The organism is Telluria sp. AIW5, from assembly GCF_056680575.1.
Map to the genome: position 1 here is coordinate 4,313,644 of NZ_CM155289.1, position 20,301 is coordinate 4,333,944.

General features: G+C 66.5%; 12 protein-coding genes and 3 tRNA genes. 10 read left to right on the top strand and 5 right to left on the bottom strand.

All coding sequences use genetic code 11. The features are described 5' to 3' along the window. Positions 1-172: 172 nt before the first annotated feature. Positions 173-1,642, bottom strand: coding sequence for a GGDEF domain-containing protein (locus AC1MEM_RS19060; protein ID WP_499473155.1), 1,470 nt, complete (start codon positions 1,640-1,642; stop codon positions 173-175). A 181-nt stretch (positions 1,643-1,823) separates the two neighbouring features. Here AC1MEM_RS19060 and AC1MEM_RS19065 point away from each other — a divergent pair, with 181 nt between their 5' ends. The 4 genes from AC1MEM_RS19065 (at position 1,824) to AC1MEM_RS19080 (ending at position 5,934) form a co-directional block, all read left to right on the top strand. Then, positions 1,824-2,798, top strand: a complete 975-nt coding sequence (locus AC1MEM_RS19065) for an SDR family oxidoreductase (RefSeq protein ID WP_499473157.1) — start codon at positions 1,824-1,826, stop codon at positions 2,796-2,798. A gap of 146 nt (positions 2,799-2,944) precedes the next feature. Further along, entirely contained in the window at positions 2,945-4,003 is a 1,059-nt protein-coding gene (gene ku / locus AC1MEM_RS19070) for a non-homologous end joining protein Ku (RefSeq protein WP_499473158.1), read from the top strand. Positions 4,004-4,006: 3 nt separating this feature from the next. Further along, a complete protein-coding gene (locus AC1MEM_RS19075) occupies positions 4,007-4,240 on the top strand; it encodes a hypothetical protein (protein ID WP_499473160.1) in 234 nt (77 codons plus the stop codon). A gap of 299 nt (positions 4,241-4,539) precedes the next feature. Then, on the top strand, positions 4,540-5,934 hold the full coding sequence (locus AC1MEM_RS19080; RefSeq protein ID WP_499473162.1) for an alpha/beta hydrolase family protein: 1,395 nt from the start codon (positions 4,540-4,542) through the stop codon (positions 5,932-5,934). A gap of 33 nt (positions 5,935-5,967) precedes the next feature. On the opposite strand, the gene ligD is transcribed toward AC1MEM_RS19080, so the two are convergent. Beyond that, positions 5,968-8,682, bottom strand: a complete 2,715-nt coding sequence (ligD, locus tag AC1MEM_RS19085) for a DNA ligase D (RefSeq protein WP_499473164.1) — start codon at positions 8,680-8,682, stop codon at positions 5,968-5,970. Between the two features lie 218 nt (positions 8,683-8,900). Here ligD and AC1MEM_RS19090 point away from each other — a divergent pair, with 218 nt between their 5' ends. The 3 genes from AC1MEM_RS19090 (at position 8,901) to AC1MEM_RS19100 (ending at position 11,917) form a co-directional block, all read left to right on the top strand. Continuing rightward, positions 8,901-9,245 (top strand): hypothetical protein, encoded by a 345-nt coding sequence (locus AC1MEM_RS19090; RefSeq protein ID WP_499473166.1) that lies wholly within the window; start codon positions 8,901-8,903, stop codon positions 9,243-9,245. Between the two features lie 240 nt (positions 9,246-9,485). Next, positions 9,486-10,433 carry a D-2-hydroxyacid dehydrogenase gene (locus AC1MEM_RS19095; RefSeq protein WP_499473168.1) on the top strand — a complete coding sequence of 316 codons (948 nt, stop codon included), beginning with the start codon at positions 9,486-9,488 and terminating at the stop codon, positions 10,431-10,433. 234 nt (positions 10,434-10,667) lie between these two features. Further along, positions 10,668-11,917, top strand: a protein-coding gene (locus tag AC1MEM_RS19100) for an IS3 family transposase (RefSeq protein WP_499473170.1) whose coding sequence is annotated in 2 segments (ribosomal slippage) — positions 10,668-11,144 and positions 11,147-11,917 — 1,248 coding nt in all. Because the reading frame shifts where the segments join, the coding sequence is not laid out codon by codon here. Between the two features lie 106 nt (positions 11,918-12,023). On the opposite strand, the gene AC1MEM_RS19105 is transcribed toward AC1MEM_RS19100, so the two are convergent. From AC1MEM_RS19105 to AC1MEM_RS19115, 3 genes are all read right to left on the bottom strand, one after another. Further along, entirely contained in the window at positions 12,024-13,928 is a 1,905-nt protein-coding gene (locus AC1MEM_RS19105; protein WP_499473171.1) for a TonB C-terminal domain-containing protein, read from the bottom strand. A gap of 151 nt (positions 13,929-14,079) precedes the next feature. Beyond that, complete coding sequence (locus AC1MEM_RS19110) at positions 14,080-15,225, bottom strand: alpha-hydroxy acid oxidase (RefSeq protein ID WP_499473173.1); 1,146 nt, start codon at positions 15,223-15,225, stop codon at positions 14,080-14,082. After that, a complete protein-coding gene (locus AC1MEM_RS19115) occupies positions 15,222-19,196 on the bottom strand; it encodes a sensor histidine kinase (protein ID WP_499473175.1) in 3,975 nt (1,324 codons plus the stop codon). Before AC1MEM_RS19115 ends, AC1MEM_RS19110 begins: the two co-directional genes overlap by 4 nt. Before the next feature lie 110 nt (positions 19,197-19,306). Here AC1MEM_RS19115 and AC1MEM_RS19120 point away from each other — a divergent pair. The 3 genes from AC1MEM_RS19120 to AC1MEM_RS19130 all read left to right on the top strand — a co-directional run bounded on the left by AC1MEM_RS19120 (position 19,307) and on the right by AC1MEM_RS19130 (position 19,997). Then, positions 19,307-19,383, top strand: a tRNA-Arg gene (locus tag AC1MEM_RS19120). 235 nt (positions 19,384-19,618) lie between these two features. Beyond that, positions 19,619-19,695 (top strand) — tRNA-Arg (locus AC1MEM_RS19125). Between the two features lie 225 nt (positions 19,696-19,920). Continuing rightward, positions 19,921-19,997: transfer RNA gene (locus AC1MEM_RS19130), tRNA-Arg, on the top strand. The last annotated feature ends 304 nt before the right edge of the window (positions 19,998-20,301 follow it).

Genomic DNA, 20,301 nt, shown 5'->3' on the forward strand with positions numbered 1-20,301 from the left:
GTCCGCAGCCATCGAGATCCCAAGCCAGCCGACAGCAAACGCCGCGGGCCTTTGCCGTCGAGAACCGCAGGGACGAGCCAACGGCGCAATCCGTAGGATGGACTCCCGAGTCCATGCGGATCATAGGTAGCGCTAACGCATCAGGCAACAGCCCCACTGGCGTTCATTCACCCTAACCCATCGCCAATTCCACGCAATTGCGCCCCGCCCGCTTCGCCCGTCCCAGTGCCGCATTCACGCGCACGGTCAGCGAATCCGCACTCTCGTGCTCCCCCAGCTGCGCCACGCCGAGGCTGATCGTCACCTGGTCGACCCCGGGCATTGCCGTGCCCTCGATCGCCGTGCGCAGCTTCTCGGCCATTTTCAGGCCGTCGATCGCGCTCGTATGCGGCGCGATCACCTGGAATTCCTCGCCGCCCGCCCGCACCAGCACGTCGCTGGCGCGCACGAGTTTTTGCGCGGCTTCGGCCACGGCGCGCAGCACCATGTCGCCGACCGGATGGCCATAGCGGTCGTTCACGCCCTTGAAGCGGTCGATGTCGAAGGCGATCAGCGCCAGCGGCACTTTATAGCGGCGCGCGCGCTTGATTTCCTGCTCGAGCAGGGTCTCGCCATGGCGCCGGTTGGCGACGCTGGTGAGCGCGTCGAGCGTCGACAGGTGCGTCACGCGCACCAGCATTTCCTCGCTCTCGCGGTTCAGGTCCGCCAGGCGCAGGCCGACGGCGGCCAGGTCGGCCAGCTCGGCCAGCGCATCGAGTTCGTCGCGCGAAAAGCGGCGCGGCTGGCGAAACAGCAGGCACAGCGAACCGCGCGGCGCGCCGGGGCCGCTCGAGGGAATCGGCAGCGCCAGCGCCATCCCGGCGCCGTGCTCGCGCAAGGCCTCGGCCAGCTGCGGCTCGCCGGACTTGTCGAGGTCGTCGAGCAGCGCGATGGTGTTCGCGGCCGCCGCCAGCAGGCCCGGGAAAGCGTGCCGCAGCGGCGACTGCAGCAGGCGGTCGGCGCGTCCCAGCACCCTGGCCAGGTTCAGGTTGCGCTCCCCAACCTGGGCCTGCAGCTGCAGGTCGCCGCCCGGCTGCAGGTAGAACAGCGCCGCATGCATCACGCCAGGCCAGCCGCACAGCGCCTGGCACAGGCGCTCGGCCAGCGCATCGAGTTCTTCGCCCTCGGCCAGCGCCTGGCGCACGCGCGCGCGCAGCTCCTGCAAGGCATCGAGCTCGCGTTCGCGCGGGCTGGGCTCGGCCGGTGGCGCCGATGTGCTGGCCAGGCAGGTGCGGATCGCTTCACGCAGCGCGTCGTCGCCGAGGGGCGCGATCGCATAGTCGATCGGGCCGCAAGCCATCAGGGCCGGCAGCCAGCGCGTGTTCGCGAACGGGCACAGGACAAAGGTCGGGGCGCCGGCGCGCGCCGCGACCAGGCGCGCGAGACCCGCATGGTCGAGCTCCGGATCGAAATGGTCGAGATCGATGACGAGCAGGTCGCAGGCCGCGAAACCGGGCAGCGCCAGGGCGGTATCGGCGCCGTCGACCAGCGTCAGCGCGCCGAACTCCCCGCCGCAGGCGGCCTCGAAATCGCCGCGGCGCCCGGCTGCCGGATTGACGAACAACCCGGTACGAGGGCCTTCCGGCGCGACCTGTTGTGGCATGGTTTTCTCCTTGGCATGCATATTTGTTACATAACGATGCGAATTTTGACATAAATGGCGTCCGCAGGACAGGCGAACCGCAGCCGAAGTGGCGTCCTGTGTGTGGGAGCGCACCGTCGCGCCGTGTTCGGCGGGCCGATACTGGGCGGGTTTCGAACATGCAGACGAAAGGAATCACGCGATGGCCAACCAGGACGATGTAGCGAACCACCAGAAGGCAATCCAGAACCGCCAGGACCAGATCGATGCCAGCGGCGGCAGTGGCGATCAGGACGAGGGCCAGATGCCCGCGCAGTTCGGCGCCGAGCAGCCGGTCCCGCCGATGCCTGCGCAGCACCTGGCCAAGCCGGGCCTGGAAGCGCAGATGGACGTCAAGCCGCGTTTCATGGCCGAGCACTATAAGGGCAGCGGCAAGCTCGAGGGGCTGGTGGCGATCGTCACCGGCGGCGACTCCGGCATCGGGCGCGCGGTCGCCGTGCTGTTCGCGCGCGAAGGCGCCGACGTCGCCATCCTCTACCTGAACGAACACGAAGACGCGGCCGAGACCCAGCGCTGCATCGAGGCCGAGGGCCGGCGTTGCGTGACGATTGCCGGCGACGTCAAGGACATGGACTTCTGCCAGCAGGCAGTCGATACCATCGTCGGCCAGTGGGGCCGCCTGGACGTGCTGGTGAATAACGCCGCCTTCCAGGAACATGCGAACTCGCTGATGGACATCACCGAAGAGCGCTTCGACGAAACGATGCGGACCAACATTTACGGCTACTTCCACATGGCCAAGGCCGCCCTGCCCTACCTGAAGCGTGGCGCGGCGATCGTGAATACCGGTTCGGTGACGGGCCTGAAGGGCTCCAAGCTCCTGCTCGACTACTCGTCGACCAAAGGCGCGATCCACGCCTTCACGATGTCGCTCGCGGCGAACCTGCTCGACAAGGGCATCCGCGTCAACTGCGTGGCCCCGGGCCCGGTCTGGACGCCATTGAATCCCGCCGACCAGGCGCCGGACAAGATCGTCCACTTCGGCGAGAGCACGACCTACGGGCGCGCCGCCCAGCCGGAAGAACTGTCGCCGGCCTATGTGTTCCTGGCCTCGAATGCCTGCTCGAGCTATATCACGGGCATCGTGCTGCCGGTGACCGGCAGCGTGGGCGAATAAACAGCTTCATTTCAGGGCGTCAAACAAAGCCGTCAGGGCAAGGCGCAGCGCCGCACCGGCGGACCGCGAAGACAGTACGCTAGTACGGCGAGACGGTGCAACGCCGCCATGGCGGTTTTGTCAGGCACGACATAAGGAGAATCGTTATGGCACGCAGTATGTGGAAAGGTGCGATCAGCTTCGGGCTGGTGCATATCCCGGTCGAGATGTATCCGGCGGTGAGCGACAAAGGACTCGACCTGCACATGCTCGACCGCCGCGACTTTTCCCCGATCGGGTTCAAGCGCTACAACAAGAACACGCAGAAGGAAGTGACCTGGGACGACATCATCAAGGGTTACGAATACGCCGACGACGAATGGGTCGTGCTCTCGGACGAGGATTTGAGGCGCGCGAATCCGGAAGCGACGCAAACGATCGACATCCTCGCCTTTGTCGACGCCGGGGACGTGCCGCTCCTGTATTACGACCAGCCCTATTACCTCGCCCCCGGCAAGGGCGGCGACAAGGTGTATGCGCTGCTGCGCGACACCCTGAAAAAAGTGGGCAAGATCGGCATCGCCCACGTCGTCATCCGCGTCAAGCAGCACCTGGCCGCCCTGCACTGCGTGGGCAACACGATCGTGATGAACACGCTGCGCTATGCCGACGAGATCCGCGACGCCGCGGAACTGAAAATCCCGGGCAAGAACGCGAAAACGGCGATCAGCGACAAGGAACTGAAAATGGCGATGGCCCTGGTCGAGGGCATGAGCGAGGACTGGGAGCCGGAGCAGTACCACGACACCTACCGCGAAGACGTGCTGGCCCTGATCGAGAAGAAGGTCAAGGCCAAGCAGACCAAGACCATCACCATGCCCGACCCGGACGAGAAGCCGGCAAAGGCGACCAATGTCATCGACCTGGTCTCGCTGCTGCAGGCCAGCCTGGGCAAGAAGCCGGGCAAGGCGGCGCATAGTGAAGCCGGGGACGACGATGACGACGAACCGCCGCCGCCGAAGCGCGCCAAAAAGCCCGCCGCGGAAGACGAGGACGAGGAACCGGCGCCGCGCCGCAGGACGGCCGCCGCCAGCCGCGAGGCCGTGGCTGCGAAGGCCGCCCCGAAGCGCGCTCCTGCAAAGAAGGCGGCCGCAAAGCCGGCGGCCAAGGCGGTCGCCAAGGCGGTAGCTGCCAAGGCGCCCGTTCGCCGCAAGAAGGCGGCCTGACGGATGGAGGATTTGCTCGACCTCCTGCAATGGCCCGCGATGGCGGTCAGCCTGTATGCCGCCTTCATGATCGGCTCGAAAAAAGCCGGCAAACGCATTTTCGGCTTCTGGATGTTCATCCTCAGTAACGTCCTGTGGATCATCTGGGGCGTCCACGACGAAGCCTGGGCACTGATTGCGCTGCAGGTGGCGCTGATGGCGATGAATTTCCGTGGAATCTACAAGAACGAGTCCTGAAGAACACCAACCTTTCACTTATTGGAGAATACGATGCGCAAAATGATCATGATGGCGATTGCCGGCTTCATCTGGAAAAAAATCTCGGCCAAGGTCAACAAGCAAACCTATAACGGCACGACCAGCTCGCGCCGCTATTGATGTTGCGCCGCGGCGCATGCCGCGGCCTTCCCTTTTCATGGCCAACCGCAGGGCGCGAAAGCCCCGCAGGCCGCCGCATGCATATCCGAAAATTTCCCTCAAGTAAATTTTCCGCTCTACAATCGGATATCGATATGCTAACGGCAAGGTGAACGACGATGAAAACGGCAATCCTCAGGACGCTGTCCATCGCTTCCCTCCTCGCTGCACAGGCGGCTGCCCATGCCGGCGTGATCGCCGACCACCCGGGCCGCTGGATGGGCGAAATCACGATTCCGAACGGCCCTGTCCTCAAGCTCGGCGCCGACCTGTTCACCCGCGCCGATGGTGCGGCCTGGGCCTCGATGGCCAGCCCCGACCAGGGCCAGTACGACCTGCCCCTGAAAGCGGTCACCGAAAACGGAGCGCAGGCGGAACTGGTCCTGCCCTTCGGCGTGCTGGTGCTGACCTGGGAGCAGGACCATTTCAAGGGCGTCTGGAAACAGGCCGGCGAGAATTTTCCCCTGACGCTGCGCCAGGTAGCCGACTTCCCGCGCAAGGCGCGGCCACAAACGCCGCAGCCTCCCTTCCCCTACACCGAGGAAACGCTGGCGATCGCCGGCGGCGACGGCGTCATGCTCGGTGCCACGCTGTCGGTCCCGCATGGCGTGCAGCGCCCGCCCGCCGTGGTGCTGGTCCATGGCAGCGGCCCGTCGACACGCGACGCCGACATCGCCGGCCACCAGCACTTCCGGGTGCTGGCCGACTACCTGGCGCGGCGCGGGATTGCCGTGCTGCGCTACGACAAGCGCGGCAATGGCCGCTCGAGCGGCGACTTCGAAACGCTCACGACAAGCAAGCTGGTCGACGACGCGCAAGGCGCCCTGCGTGCCCTGCGCGCCAGCAAGCGCTTCAGCCGCGTGGGACTGCTGGGCCTGAGCGAAGGTTCGGGACTGTCCGCGGCCGTGGCGGCGCGCGCGCCGCGCGATGCCGATTTCCTCGTCTCGATGGCCGGCATCGGCTTGCCGGGCCTGGACCTGACCCTGCTGCAGGACCGCATCGAAACCATGGATGCCGGGGCCACGCCCGAGGAAGCCGGACGCGTCGTCGCCTACGCCGGCGCGTATTACCGCACGATCGTCGCCCACGAGGATGCGGACACCCGCATGGCGGCGCTGAAGACCTTGCGGGAAGAGCAGCCGGACGCCGTCGCCATCCTCGCCAAGTACAAGATGGGTTATGGCTCGCTGCGCCTGGAAGAGGCGCGTAAACCGTGGCTGCGCACGCTGCTGCAGTCCGACCCGCGCAGCGACTGGCGCACCGTCAGGGTACCGGTGCTGGTCCTGAACGGCAGCCTCGACCACCAGGTGCCCGCGCAGGAAAACGTCGCAGGGATCACCGGCGCGCTGCGCCAGGGCGGCAATAAAAAGGTCGAGTCGGCGATCCTGCCGAACCTGAACCACCTGTTCCAGACGGCGAAAACCGGGGGCACGGCGGAATACGAGAAGATCGACGAAACGATCGCGCCCGCCGCGCTCGAACGCGTCGCCACCTTCATCGGGCGCCAGCGCTGAGCAACTGGCGCGGCCGCCGCGGCTCGAGATGCATCAGCCCCCGGCCGGCGCCTCGTAGCCGAGTTTCTTCATCGCCGCCGTCAGCGTTCTGGCGGCCTTCGCATACCCTTCCCAAGGATCGTTTCCCTTGTCCAGGCGCGTATGCGCGTTGAGTACATTCCACTGGTCGCTCGACTTCATCGACTGCAGTTCGTCCCAGGCCAGCGGCACCGAGATCCCCAGCCCGGGACGCGCGCGCACCGACCAGGCGCAGACCGTGGTCGCGCCCTGGCCGTTGCGCAGGTAGTCGATGAAGATCTTCCCGACCCGGTTCTTGGCGCCGCTCTTGGCCGAATAGCGATCCGGGAAGGTCTTGGCCAGGTGGTTCACGATCGCTTGCGAGAAGCCTTTGACGGTGTCCCAGTCCTTGCCGCCCTTGATCGGCACCACCACGTGCAAGCCTTTGCCGCCACTGGTCTTCAGGAAGGCCGGCAGCCCGAGCTCCTCGAGCAAGGCGCGCATCACCTGGGCAGCTTCCTGCATCGCCGGCCACTCGGCGCCCTCGCCCGGGTCGAGGTCGAATACCATGCGGTCGGGCTTGTCGTAGGCCTTGCCGAGCGCGTTCTGGGTGTGGAATTCGAGCGCGTTCCACTGGGCCGCCGACAGGATGCCGGCGATGTTATCGACCGTGAGCATCGGCGGATGGTCCGGATCGAGCGCCTGGTCCATGTGTTTTACGCCGGGCAGCTTCTTGATGTCGGCGTGCTTCTGGAACACCAGGTCACCCTTGATGCCGGCCGGGGCGCGCACCAGCGATACCGGCCGCCCCTTCAGGTGTTCCATCATCAGCTCGCCCACCAGCGCGTAATAGCGCACCACGTCCATCTTGGTGGCGCCGCTCTTTTCGTCGACGACGCGGTCGCCGTTCGTGATCTTCAGCGTCGCGGGAAGCTTGCCCTCGGGCGCAAGGGGTTGCTTCGATGCGGGTTCCTTCGAGACGGGTTCGGCATTTTCGTTCATTTCGACTTCCTTCACAGGGGTAGGCAGTTCGCGCGTGATGCCCGCGGCCGGCTTGTCGGTGCGCAGGCCCTGGAACACCGGATGGCGCACCGAGCCGGTATTGGTCCACTCCGAAAAGCTGACCTCGGCAATCAGCTCGGGTTTCACCCAGTGGTGCTTGCGCCCCGGGACCGAGCGCGGCGGGAAGGGGCTGGCGTCGGTATCGAGCGCCTTCAGTTTGGCGGTGACGTCGCGCAGGCTCTCGGCATTGAAGCCGCTGCCGACGTTGCCGGCATAACGCAGCACGCCCTCCTTGTCGTAGGTGCCCAGCAGGAGCGAACCGACGCCGGTGCGCGAACCCTTGGGGTCGGTATAGCCGGCGATCACGAATTCCTGGCGCTGGCCGCATTTCAGTTTGATCCATTCGGGCGAGCGGCGCGAGACATAGCGCGAATCGCGCCGCTTGCCGATCACGCCCTCCAGGCCGATCTTGCAGGCCGCCGCGACCAGTCCCTCGGGATCGGTCCCGAAGACGCCCGAAAAACGCACGCTCTCGGACGCCTTCGCCTGGTTCAGCGCCCCTTCCAGCAAGGCGCGCCGGTCGACCAGCGCCGCATTGCGCAGGTCATAGCCGCCGAGGTAAGGCGCATCGAAAATGAAATAGACGATGTCGGCCTTGTCGCTGCCGTCGAAAGCGAGCTGCAGCAAGCCGAAATTCGGGCGCCCGTTGGCGTCGTGCACGACGATTTCGCCGTCATACCAGCCGTCGGGCAAGCCGATCCGTTCGATTTCTTTCTGGAGCGGGCGCAGCTTGTCGGTCCAGTCGTTGTTGTTGCGGGTGATCAGGCGCACTTCCCCATTCTCGATACGCGCGAGCATGCGGTAGCCGTCGAACTTGACTTCGAATACCCATTCTTCGGGATTGGCCGGCGGGCTGTCGACCAGGGTCGCCAGCTCCGGCGCGAATTGCGCCGGCAGCGGCGCCTCGACCACGCCTTCGGGCAGGCTGCCGTCGCGCGCCGCGTCGGCGGCTTTCACGGCGGCGGCGTCGGCCTTCGCTTTCGTGGTGCGGCTTTTGGCGGTCGACTTAGCGGCCGGCGCCGCGGCGGCTGCCTTGCCTTTCGTGGCGCGGGTCGTCTTCGCGGGCGCCGCCTCATCGGCCGCAGCTGCCTTCGCCTTGCCCTTCACCTTCGCCGGCACTTTCTCGCTCGTGCCGGGCATCGGCAGCGACTTCACGCTATCGGGCATTTCGTCGACCACCGAGAACTCCTCGGCCGGGCGCGCGTAATCGTCCTTTTCCTTGATCAGCAGCCAGGCTTCCTGCTTCTCGTCGCCACGGCCCTTCATCCGTACCAGCACCCAGTTGCCGTGCATTTTGTGCCCATGCAGCCGGAATTTCAGGTTGCCCTTGCGGTAGCCCTCGTGCGGATTGCCCTCCGGTTCCCAGGTGCCCTTGTCCCAGATGATGACCTTGCCCGCGCCATACTGCTTTTCGGGAATCGTACCTTCGAAATCGGAGTAGGAAATCGGGTGGTCCTCGACGTGCACGGCCATGCGCCGGTCGTGGGTGTCGTAGCTCGGGCCTTTCGGCACGGCCCAGCTCTTCATCGTACCGTCGAGTTCGATGCGGAAATCGTAGTGCAGGCGGCTGGCCCAGTGTTTCTGGATCACGAAGCTGAGCGCGTCCTTCCCCGGCACGCCGCCTTCGGCAGGCTCGGACGTGATCGAAAAATCGCGCTTGGATTTGTAGAGCTTGAGGGCGTCGGGCATGGCGAACTCCTGCGTTTTTCCGGTAAGGCCCAGTGTAGGAGAGCTGTGCCGGGGCGACTGTACGGCAGCTAACGGTTGCGCCCGGGTTCAAATCGCGTGCTGTTTGTAACCGGATGTAAAAGGACGTCAACGCTGTCGATCCGAGCCGCGTTATCGGCACAGCAGCACCGGAACGCGGTCCAGGTTCCATTCATATGTCCACTCCTGAAGGAAAGACCATGAGCAAAATCGTCGCTACCCTGATCGCCGGCCTGTTCGCTACCTCGGCATTCGCCCAGACCGCAACGCACGCAACGCACGCGGCCACGCCTAGCACCAAGGCGGAAGCGAAGGAAGCCAAGGAAGTTGCGAAGGCCGATGCCAAGGTAGAGAAGGCCCAGGCCGAAGCGAAGGCCGATGTCGCCGACGCGAAAGCGGACGCCGCGAAGGACAAGGCCAAGGCCACGAAGAAAGCCAGCAAGAAAAAAGCGGAAGCAAAAGCCGACGCCGCCGAAGCGAAGGCGGAACACAAGGCGGACACTGCCACGCACAAAGCGGACAGCACCACCGCCGCCACCAAATAATTACAGGCCGCTCGAGCCCCACCATAGCCCAAAAAAGACAGGGTTTGCCCTGTCTTTTTTTCGCCTGTCATCGCGCCGGCCCGCGCCACGCCGGCGCTTGATTTACCCACTGATTTACCCACGCCGGGCAAGCGCTGCTTATCCAGCGGTACATCCCCTGTCCGCGCTCGTTCCGGGCCGGTTTCTTCCCCCATCGGGCGCATGCTCTACAATATGCGCTCCCCTGCCCTGGAGCGCGCCATGCACAAGATTGTCTTCCTCGACCGCGACAGCCTGCTTGCCCAGGTGCGGCCTCCCGCGTTTGCCCACGACTGGCTCGACTACCCGGCCACCGCGGCCGACCAGGTGCTTGAGCGCCTGCGCGGCGCCACGATCGCCGTCACCAACAAGGTGCCGCTGCGCGCCGAAGTCCTCGACCAGCTGCCCGAACTGCGCATGGTGGCCGTCGCCGCCACCGGGACCGACAACGTCGATCTCGCGGCCTGCCGCGCGCGCGGCATTGCGGTCGCCAACATCCGTGATTATTCGGTCGTGTCGGTGCCCGAGCACTGTTTTACCCTGATGCTGGCCCTGCGCCGCAACCTGCGCGCCTATGTCGCGGATGTGGAGGCGGGGCGCTGGGAGCGCTCCAACCGTTTCTGCCTGCTTGATCACCCGATCGGCGACCTGGCCGGCAGCCGCCTCGGCATTGTCGGTTACGGCGCGCTGGGACGGCGCGTGGCGCAGATCGGCCAGGCCTTCGGCATGCGCATCGCCACGACCTCGCGCTCGCCGGTCAGCGAGCCGGGCGTCGAGCAGCTCGCCCTGGACGAATTGCTGGCCACGTCGGACGTGGTCAGCCTGCACCTGCCGCTGACCGATGCGACGCGCCACATGATCGGCGCGCGCGAACTGGGGCTGATGAAGCCGGGCGCACTCCTGATCAACACCGCACGCGGCGGCCTGGTCGACGAGGACGCGCTGGCCGAAGCGCTGATGCGGCGCACGATCGGTGGCGCCGGTTTCGACGTGCTCTCCAAGGAACCGCCGTCACAGGACAATCCGCTGCTGGGGCTGCGGCTGCCGAATTTCATCCTGACGCCGCACGTGGCCTGGGCCAGCGCCGGGGCGATGCAGACGCTGGCGGATATGCTGGTGGACAATATCGAGGCGTGGGAAGCGGGACGGGCGACGAACCTGGTGGGGTGACGACGAACGGTCGATTCCCGCAGGGTGGGCACCCGTGCCCACGCGGAACCATGCGCCGCGTTGGCCGGGTTGGATTCCGCGCCCACCGCATACTGCAATCTATACGGAGGATCCGCGATAACGTATTCTGGTTTGCGGGCCTTATCGCCGCGTGCATCGGTCAACACGACACAAACGTCCGCGTGGGCACAGTGAACTGACCCCCAAAAGTTGGACACAACTTTTGGGAGGTGTATGTCGAAGTACACAGAACAGTTCAAACACACGGTGGTTCAAGATTACTTGTCTGGTCGCGGTGGCTATCGGGCCCTGTCGCAGCGCCACGGTATGGCCAATCGCTCGTTGGTCGAGCGGTGGGTGACGGCCTATCGGCTCCATGGCGATGCTGGACTGAGGGAGAAGCGAAGCCGATATGACGCCGATTTCAAATTGTCGGTGCTGCAGCACATGTGGGAAAATCGGCTTTCCATAACCCAGACCGCTGCCCAGTTCGATATCCGCCGTCATTCGACAGTAGGAACTTGGGAGCGCGCATATCGAGAGGGCGGGGTCAAAGCGTTGACGCTACCGCCGACAAGACGAGTGAAGAAAATACCGATACCAACAAAGCCGGTCGTTCCTGCAGGCGAGGACACACGCAGCCGGGAAGAATTGCTCGTTGAGCTCGATTACCTGCGCATGGAGAATGCAGTCCTAAAAAAGTTGGATGCCTTAGTTCAAGCACGGCAGAAATCGGCCACGCCGAAAAAGCGCAAGTAGTGCAGGAACTGAGGCAGCAGTATCCAGTTGCTGGTTTGCTCAGGCTTATTGGCTTGGCACGGAGCACCTTTTATTTCCAAGTCGGCGCGCAGAAGGCTGGCGACAAGTACGAACCGCTCAAGGCGATGATCAAGGCCGAGTATGAACGCCACAAGGGCCGCTACGGCTACCGTCGTATCACGGCCGCGCTCCGCCAGCTGGGTCAGCACGTCAACCACAAGACCGTTCAGCGCCTGATGGGGGTGTTGAAACTGAAGTCGCTGGTCAGACCCAAGAAATACAAGTCATTCAGAGGCGAGGTGGGCCAGGCGGCGCCGAACGAATTGAACCGCCAGTTCGAAGCGACGGCGCCGAACGAGAAGTGGGTGACGGACGTGACCGAATTTAACGTCGCCGGCGAGAAGCTATATTTGTCGCCAGTGCTCGACCTGTACAACCGTGAGATCGTCGCTTTTGAGATGAACAGGCGCCCACCATTCGAGCTCGTGACGTCGATGCTGACAAAAGCGTTTTCCAAACTCAGTTCGGCAGACAAGCCGATGCTCCATTCCGACCAGGGGTGGCAGTACCGCATGACGGCCTATCGCCAAATGCTCAAGGAACGCGGCATGGTGCAGAGCATGTCACGCAAGGGAAACTGTCATGACTACAATCACGAGCGCATCAAGCTCAAGCTCGGCGGGCTGAGCCCTGTACAATTCAGGACTCAGCACTTGGCTGCGTAGACTTAACTGTCCAACTTTGTGGGGTCACTTCACAGGCGCCCACCCTACGTATTTCGCGGCCTCGCAGGATCAGGCCGAGGGCGGCATCACCGCCGCCGGTTCCGATTTACTCCAGGCGGATAGCGACGTCGAAGATCCAGGTGCGGCGAATCTCGACCACATCGTACTGGCGCGCCAGGGCCGGCGGGAAGCGGCCGTAGGGCGCCTGGCCGGCCACCACGTTGCGGATCGCCTCGTCGAGCGCCGGGACGCCGCTGGAGGCCACGAAGGTCACCTTCTCCACCGAGCCGTCGGCGCGCACCGCCACCGTCACGACCGGCTGCGCATGCGGCTGCTTCAGCAGGTCGCGCACGGTGTCGAGCGACTGGTTCATCTCGATCTTGCGGCTCATGGCTTGTGCATACTGGACCAGGTCGGCGTTCGCATCGGCGCGGCCGAACAGCCAGCCGCGGCGCAGGCTGCTGACCGTGGGGGCGGGTTTGGCCGCCGCGTCGCGCTGGGCTTTTTCCGCGTCGAGCTGCTTGCCGATCGCGCGCAGGCGCTCCTCGCGCTGCGCCTCCTGTTCGGCCTTTTCACGTTCGCGCTCCAGCCTGGCCTGCGTTAGTGCGTCCTGCTCCAGACGGGCCTGGTCCTGGCGGGCCTGCTCCTGCCTGCTGGCGTCCTGGCGCGCGGCTTCCTGGCGAGCGGCCTCTTGCCGGGCTGATTCCTGACGGGCTGACTCCTGACGGGCTGATTCCTGCCGCGCTGACTCCTGTTGCGCTGCCACCAGGCGCGCGGCCTCGGCGCGTTCCTGCTCCTGGCGGGCGGCGTCCTGGCGCGCTTTTTCAAGCACCCTCGCCTGCTCCTGGCGCTGGGCTTCCTGCCGCGCAAGCTGCTCGCGTTCGGCGGCCAGGCGGGCAGCTTCCTGCTGCGCCTGTCTTGCCTGCTCCTGCTTGGCTGCGTCCCGGCGTGCAGCCTCCTGCCGTTCCTGCTCCTGGCGCGCCGCTTCCTGCTGGGCCTTGTCGCGCAGGCTTGCCTGCTCCTGGCGCAGCGCCTCGTCACGCTCGGCGGCCAGGCGTGCCGCTTCCCTGCGCGCCAACTCGGACCGTTCCTGCTCCTGGCGTGCTGCTTCCTGACGCCGGGCCTCTTGCCGGGCCAATTCCTGACGCGCGGCTTCCGCCCGCGCGGCCTCGGCTTGCGCTTGCCGCGACTGTTCCCGCAGATCGGCGTCGTGGCGCGCGGCCTCCAGCCGTTCGCGTTCCTGGCGGGCGCTCTCCTGCTGCGCCTTTTCGATCAGCCTCGCCTCTTCCTGCCGCTGCGCTGCCCGGCGCAGGTCCTCCTGCCGCGCAAGCTCCTCGCGTTCGGCCGACAGGCGTGCCGCTTCGCGCTGCGCGTCCGCCTCGAGCGCAAGCTGCCGCAGCCGCTGTGTGCGCGCCTGCTCCCGCTCTTGCTCGACCGCTCGTTCGCGCCGGTCCTCGTCGATGCGCCGCTGTGCCACATCGGCCGTTTTTTCGGATTCCGGCCTTGTGCTCTCCTGGGCAAGTTGCGCTGTCATCACCGGCGGCGTTGGCGGCGCCGCAGCAGCGGTCGTTGGAAGGGGCGCGGGTACGGGGGCCGGCACGGGGGCCGGAAGAGGTGCGGACGGCGGCGCGGCTGGCGCCGCCGGCATGGCTGCCGGTGCCGGGATCGATGCGGCGGCCGCTGCCGGCGTGGCGCGGGGTGTCGCCGCCTTCGCCACTGCGGGCTTTTCCGCTGCGGCGGGTGCAGGCGCGGGCTGTGCCGGCGGCAGGGGCGCCGCAGCGGGGGCGGGCGCCAGCCGGACCTGCAATTCATTCGGCCCGAGCCGCCTTTCTTCCCACGGAAAGTGCAGGCCCGGCAGGCCCAGGGTCTCTCCACCGACGGCAAGGCTGAGCAGCAGCGCGTGAACGGCCGCCGACAGCAGGAACGCGGTATTCATGCGCGCGGGGCGGCCCTGGAGGAAGAAAGCGGGCCGCCAGTCGGCCAGCCTTTGCGCAGGCGTGAACTCAGTCATGCGCCGCGCTTTTCCGTGGCCGGGGTGCCTGGTGAATCGATGTGATCATGGTGACGATTGCGGAGATGCCAAACTGGCAAGGAACTCAGCAATGCTATCACAGGCTCCACGCAACACATCGCTCCGTACGGGCAAGGCCCATGGCCCCTGCTTAGTAAGTGCCTGGCAGCAGGATATTGCGGTCCACGTCGCGCACGTCGCGCAGGCCGCAGAAGGCCATCGTCAGGTCGAGCTCGTTGCGGATGATCTCGAGGCAGCGCGCCACGCCCGCCTCACCCATCGCCCCCAGGCCATACAGGAAGGGCCGCCCGATATACACGCCCTGCGCCCCCAGCGCCAGCGCGCGGATCACGTCCTGGCCGGAGCGCACGCCGCCGTCCATGTGCACTTCGATCTGGCTGCCGACCTCGGCGACGATGGCCGGCAGCGCCCCGATGCTCGACTGCGCGCCGTCGAGCTGGCGTCCGCCGTGGTTGGAGACGATCAGCGCGTCGGCGCCGCTCTTGACCGCCAGGCGCGCGTCTTCCGGGTCCATGATGCCCTTGATGATCAGTTTGCCGCCCCAGCGCTCCTTGATCCAGGCCACGTCGTCCCAGGACAGCGCGGGATCGAATTGCTGCGCGGTCCAGGACGAGAGCGAACTCATGTCCGAGACGCTGGTCGCATGGCCGACGATGTTGCCGAACTGGCGGCGCGGGGTGCGCAGGATGTTCCAGCACCAGCGCGGCTTGGTCGCCAGGTTGATCATGTTCGGAATCGTCAGCTTCGGCGGCGCCGTCATGCCGTTGCGCAGGTCCTTGTGGCGCTGGCCCAGCACCTGCAAATCGAGCGTCAGGACCAGCGCCGAACACTGCGCCGCTTTCGCGCGGTCGATCAGGCGGTTGATGAACTCGCGGTCCTTCATCACGTACAGCTGGAACCAGAACGGCTTGCTGGTGCGCGCGGCGACGTCCTCGATCGAACAGATGCTCATCGTCGAGAGCGTGAACGGCACCCCGATTTTCTCGGCCGCGCGCGCAGCAAGGATCTCGCCGTCGGCATGCTGCATGCCGGTCAGGCCGGTCGGCGCCAGCGCCACCGGCATCGCCACTTCCTGCCCGATCATCGTGCTCTTGAGGCTGCGGTTGGTGAGGTTGACCGCCACGCGCTGGCGGAATTTGATCTTCGCAAAATCCTCCTCGTTGGCGCGGTAGGTCGATTCGGTCCAGGACCCGGCGTCGGCGTAGTCGTAGAACATCCGTGGTACGCGCCTTTTTGCCAGGACGCGCAGATCCTCGATCGTGGTGATGATGCTCATGCGTGCAGTTTCCTCTCTTCGGTGGGGGACGGGGTACTTGTCGGTGTTCGTGCGTCGGCCGCCCGCAGGGGCAGCTCGAGGATGAAGACGGTGCCGCTGCCGGGCGTGCTCTCGACCCGGATCGCGCCGGCCAGCAGCGAGGTGGCGATGGTATGCGCGATATTCAGGCCCAGGCCGGTGCCGCCCTGCCCCGTGCGCGTGGTGAAGAAGGGGTCGAACACGCGCGCCAGGTGCTCCGCCGCGATGCCGCGCCCGTCGTCGGCAAAAGCGATGCGGACCCAGTCGCCGTCGAGCAGTCGGGCCGACAGGCGCATGGTTCCTCCCGGGCCTTCAAACGCATGCAGCAGCGCGTTGTTGACGAAGTTGATCAGGACCTGGCCGAGCGGGCCCGGATAGCTGTCCATCGTGATCCCCGCCGGCACGTCGATCTCGAGCACGTGTCCGGCAAGGCGCACCTTGTTCATCAGCGTGGCGACGATTTCCTGGCAGGCGCGCGCCAGGTCAAAGCGGCGGCGCTGGGCGCTGGCCTGGTCGACCGAGACCTGGCGGAAGCTGTTCACCAGGTCTGCCGCCTGGTGCAGGCTGCGCATGATCAGCTCGGACGCTTCGCGCGCCGAACCGAGGTAGCCGGCCAGTTCGGAGCGCCGCAGCGCCGCCGTGTCGAGCGCGGTGGACAGGTCCAGCGTCTTGTCGTGCAGGGTGCTGGCCATCAGCAGGCTGTTGCCGATCGGGGTATTGAGTTCGTGGGCGACGCCGGCCACCAGCGAGCCGAGCGAAGCCAGCTTTTCCTGGGCCGCGAGCTGGCCCTGCACGTCCTTCAGCTGGCGGTAGGCCCGGGCATTGTCGAGCGCAACGCCGACATAGGCGGCCAGCGTGCGCAGCATGTCGAGGTGCACGCGCTGGTAGGCATGCGGCGCGAAGCTTTGCACCGACAAGGCGCCGAGCACGCGCTGGCCGACCGCGACCGGCACATACAGCAGCGACTGCGGCAGGTTTGATGCCGGCCGCGCGCCTGGCGCGCAGGGCAAGGCCGCCGCCGCCGCCTCGCGCGGATCGACGCCCGGCAGGTAGCGCGGCGTGTCGGCGGCCAGGTCGTTGATGAAGACTTCGCGCCCATGTTCGATGCACCACGCGGCCAGCTGGAGCGGGTCGTCCCGTTCGCGCACCGGCGACGCGCAGCGCCGGCCATCGATCACCGCATACGGGAACTCGAGCTGCGCGCCCTCGCCGCGCGCCACCGCCACCGCGAACACCGGCGCGTCCATCAGCACCTGCACGTGTTCGTAGAGCGTGGTGGTGATGGCCTCGGTGTCGAGGTTGGCGGTCAGGCGGCGACCGATATCGGACAGCAGCGCGATGTTGCGGCGCGCGCTGTCGGCGGCCTCGCCCTGCTCCTCGGCTTCGCGCTTGCGCCGTTCGGCCGCATCCTTCTGCAGCACCAGTTCGGCGGTGCGGGCGCCGACCTCGCGTTCGAGCATCCCCTTTTGCTGGACCAGTGCGCGGATGCGCAGGCGGTAGCCGGCCAGCAGGAGTGCGGCGGCGGCGGCCAGCGCCAGCAGGCGGAACCACCAGCTCTTCCACCAGGGCGGCGTCACCGTGATCGACAGCGCCGCCGGCGCCTCGCTCCAGACCCCGTCCTTGTTACTCGCGCGCACCCGGAACACATAGGTGCCCGGATCGAGGTTGGTGTAGGTGGCATAGCGCTTGCCGGCATCGGTATCGACCCAGCCCTGGTCGAAGCCCTCGAGCCGGTAGGAATAGCGGTTGCTGGCGGGCGCCGCGTAGTGCAGGCCCGCGAATTCGAACGAGAACACCGATTCCTGCTGCGACAGCGTGATCTCGCGGGTGCGCCCGGGCGGCAGGCGCTGCGACTTGTTAAAAACGAGGAAATCGGTGATCGCCACCTGCGGCGGATAGGGATTGTCGCGGATCGCGTCCGGCATGAAGGAGGTCAGGCCGTTCACGCCGCCGAAATGCAGCTGCCCGTCCGGGCCGCGCGCGCCCGAACCCACGAAGAAGGTGCCGTCGATCAGGCCGTCCTTGTCCGTGTAGTGCTTGTACTGGCCGGTCACGGGGTCGTAGCGGCTGATGCCGTCGGTCATGCTGGCCCACAGGCGGCCGCGCGCATCTTCCAGCACGGCGCCGATCGGCAGCGGCCCGTGCGCGTCGATCAGCTTGACGAGGGTGAAGGCCAGCTTGCCGCCGGCGCCGCGGTCGACCCGGTGCAGGCCGCCGGCGGTGCCGACCCAGAGCCGGCCGCGGCGCGTCAGGGCCAGGCCGTAGATGCGGTTGTGGCGCAGGCTGGAGGGGTCTTGCGGGTCGTGCCGGTAATGGGTGAACAGGCCGCTCTTGCGGTCGAAGCGGTCGAGCCCATTGTCGGTCCCGATCCAGAGGATGCCCTGCGCGTCCTCGACCATCTGGAACAGCGTGTTGTCGCCGATGCTCGCAGGCTGGCGCGGGTCGTGGCGCCAGACCTGGCGCACGTGCAGGTCCTCGTCCAGCTGGTACAGGCCGGCCCGCGTGACGGCCCACAGCACCCCGTCGCGCGTGCGCTGCACCTCCTGCACGGAAGCGGTGCCCAGCCCCGGCAGCTCGACCCGGTGAAAGGGGCCGCCGTTCACGTCGCTCCATGCCAGCGCACCCTGGCTGCCGACCCAGAGGCGCTGGCCCGCGATGGAGAGGCTGTGCACCACGTCGCTCGGGATGGTGTCGTCGCGGCCACCCTGGTGGCGCAGCTGTTCCGTACGCCCGGTCTCCGGGTCGAGCAGCACCAGGCCGCCGCCGAAGGTGCCGATCCAGAGCTTGCCGTCGGGACGCACGGCGACGTCGCGCGCCTTTTCGAAGCCGATCCGGTAGCTGCCTTCGGGGCGGAAGCTGAAGTTCGAGAAGCCGCCGCTGGCGAGGTCGGTGCGCGACAGGCCGCGGAAACGGGTGCCGACCCAGAGCGTGCCGCTGCGGTCGATCCGGATCGAGCCGACCTGGTTGTCGGCCAGGCTGTGGGGGTCGAGCGGGCGGTTGCCATACGAGACGAAGCGCCTGGTGGTCGGGTCGCGCCATTTGACGCCTTCGGCATCGGTGCCGGCCCAGAGCGTGCCGCCGGCATCGTGGTACAGCGCCAGCACGCGCATGTCGCCGACGCCTTCCGCGGCGCCGAGCGTGCGCCGGCGCGGCGTGCCCTCGTCCAGGTCCCAGGCCTCGATCCCGGCGTCGGTGCCGACCCAGAGGGTGTCGCGCGGGCCCATCGACAGGGCATTGACGCGTGCGCTGCGCGGGTCCTGGCCGCGCGGCGCAAAGTGTTCGAGCTGCTGCGCGCCGGGCGCCAGGCGGCCCAGCCCGCGCGAGGTGCCGGCCCAGAGCGCGCCGCGGCCGTCGAAGGCGAGTGCGACCACGGCGTCGCCACCGGGCGCGCCGTCGTGCGCCGGGTGGCGGATCGTGGTGAAGGCGCCGCTGGCCGGATCGAAGCGTTTCAGGCCGTCATTGGTGCCCAGCCAGAGGATGCCCTCCCGGTCGGCGACGATCGCGTTGACGCTGCGGTTGCCGTCCTGCGGCGTACCGGCATCGGCCAGCGGGTAGCGCACGAACTTGCCGGACGCGGCGTCCAGGCGCGCCAACCCGCCCTTGGTGCCGAACCACAGGCGTCCCTCGGCGTCTTCGAAGGAGGCGTTGATGAAGCTGTCGGGAAGCGAGGCGGGGTCTTGCGGGTCGGTGCGGTAGACGGTCATCCGGTAACCGTCGTAGCGGTTCAGGCCGGCCTGGGTGCCGAACCACATGAAGCCCCGGCGGTCCTGCAGGATGTTGAGCACGGTTTCCTGCGACAGGCCATGCTCGATCGACACCTGGTCGAAGCGCAGGTTGCGCAGGTTGGGCGGGGGCGCCGCGGTGGCGGGGTCGCCCAGCGCCAGCAGGGCCAGCGTGGCCGCCAGCAAGGTGCGCACCGCGGTCCGTCCCCCGCGCAAGGTGTTGCCCAGCATAGTGTCTTGGAATCGAATACAGGACGCCTAATCTACCAGAGGAAGCCAAAGAGTTGTAATAAATTAAGACTTCCGCAATGCCGACGCCGCTGCTATAATGCGTCTCACGGGCGGCTGTAGCTCAGCTGGATAGAGTACTTGGCTACGAACCAAGGGGTCGTGGGTTCGATTCCTGCCAGCCGCACCACGAATATGAAGGCCAGATCGCGAGATCTGGCCTTTTTCGTTTGGGCTGCGCATTCGGGAAGTGCCGACATACTTGCATGGCCGCGCGGCTGCTTCGCTGCCTGTTGAACGCGTGGGCGGCGCACCGGCGTCGGGCACGTACCTTCCGGGGCCGAGCCGCCCACGCTACGGCCTGTTTGCGGGGCTGGCAGGACCCTTCCCATTCTGCCAATGTGCGGCTATAATGCGTGCTTCGGGCGGCTGTAGCTCAGCTGGATAGAGTACTTGGCTACGAACCAAGGGGTCGTGGGTTCGATTCCTGCCAGCCGCACCACGAATACGAAGGCCAGATCGCGAGATCTGGCCTTTTTCGTTTGGGCTGCGCGTTCGCGAAGGCGCCCGCATGGCGACGCGGCTGCCTTCCCGCCTGTTGAACGCGCGGGCGGCGCACCTGCTTCGGGCACGCACCTTCGCGGGCGGAGCCCACCCTACGGCCTGCTTGCCGGGGCTGGCGCGGCCCTTCCCATTCTGCCAATGTCCGGCTATAATGCGTGCTCGGGCGGCTGTAGCTCAGCTGGATAGAGTACTTGGCTACGAACCAAGGGGTCGTGGGTTCGATTCCTGCCAGCCGCACCACGAATATGAAGGCCAGATCGCGAGATCTGGCCTTTTTCGTTGTGGGCCGCACCTTCGCGAAGCTGCCGACCTATCGTAGAGCGCGTGAAAAAATTGTCAGGGCAAGGGATGCGGCCGCCCGACGCATCGTCGAAGACAGTACGTGGGTACGGCGAGACGATGCAACGCAGCCATGGCGATTTTTTCACACGCTCGTAGGGTGGGCGGCTCGACCATGGTGCATGAACAGCGCCAGCGGGTGCGCGGCCCACGCGCTCAAGCAGCGTTCGCCTGGCCGCGCGGCTGCTTCGCTGCCTGTTGAACG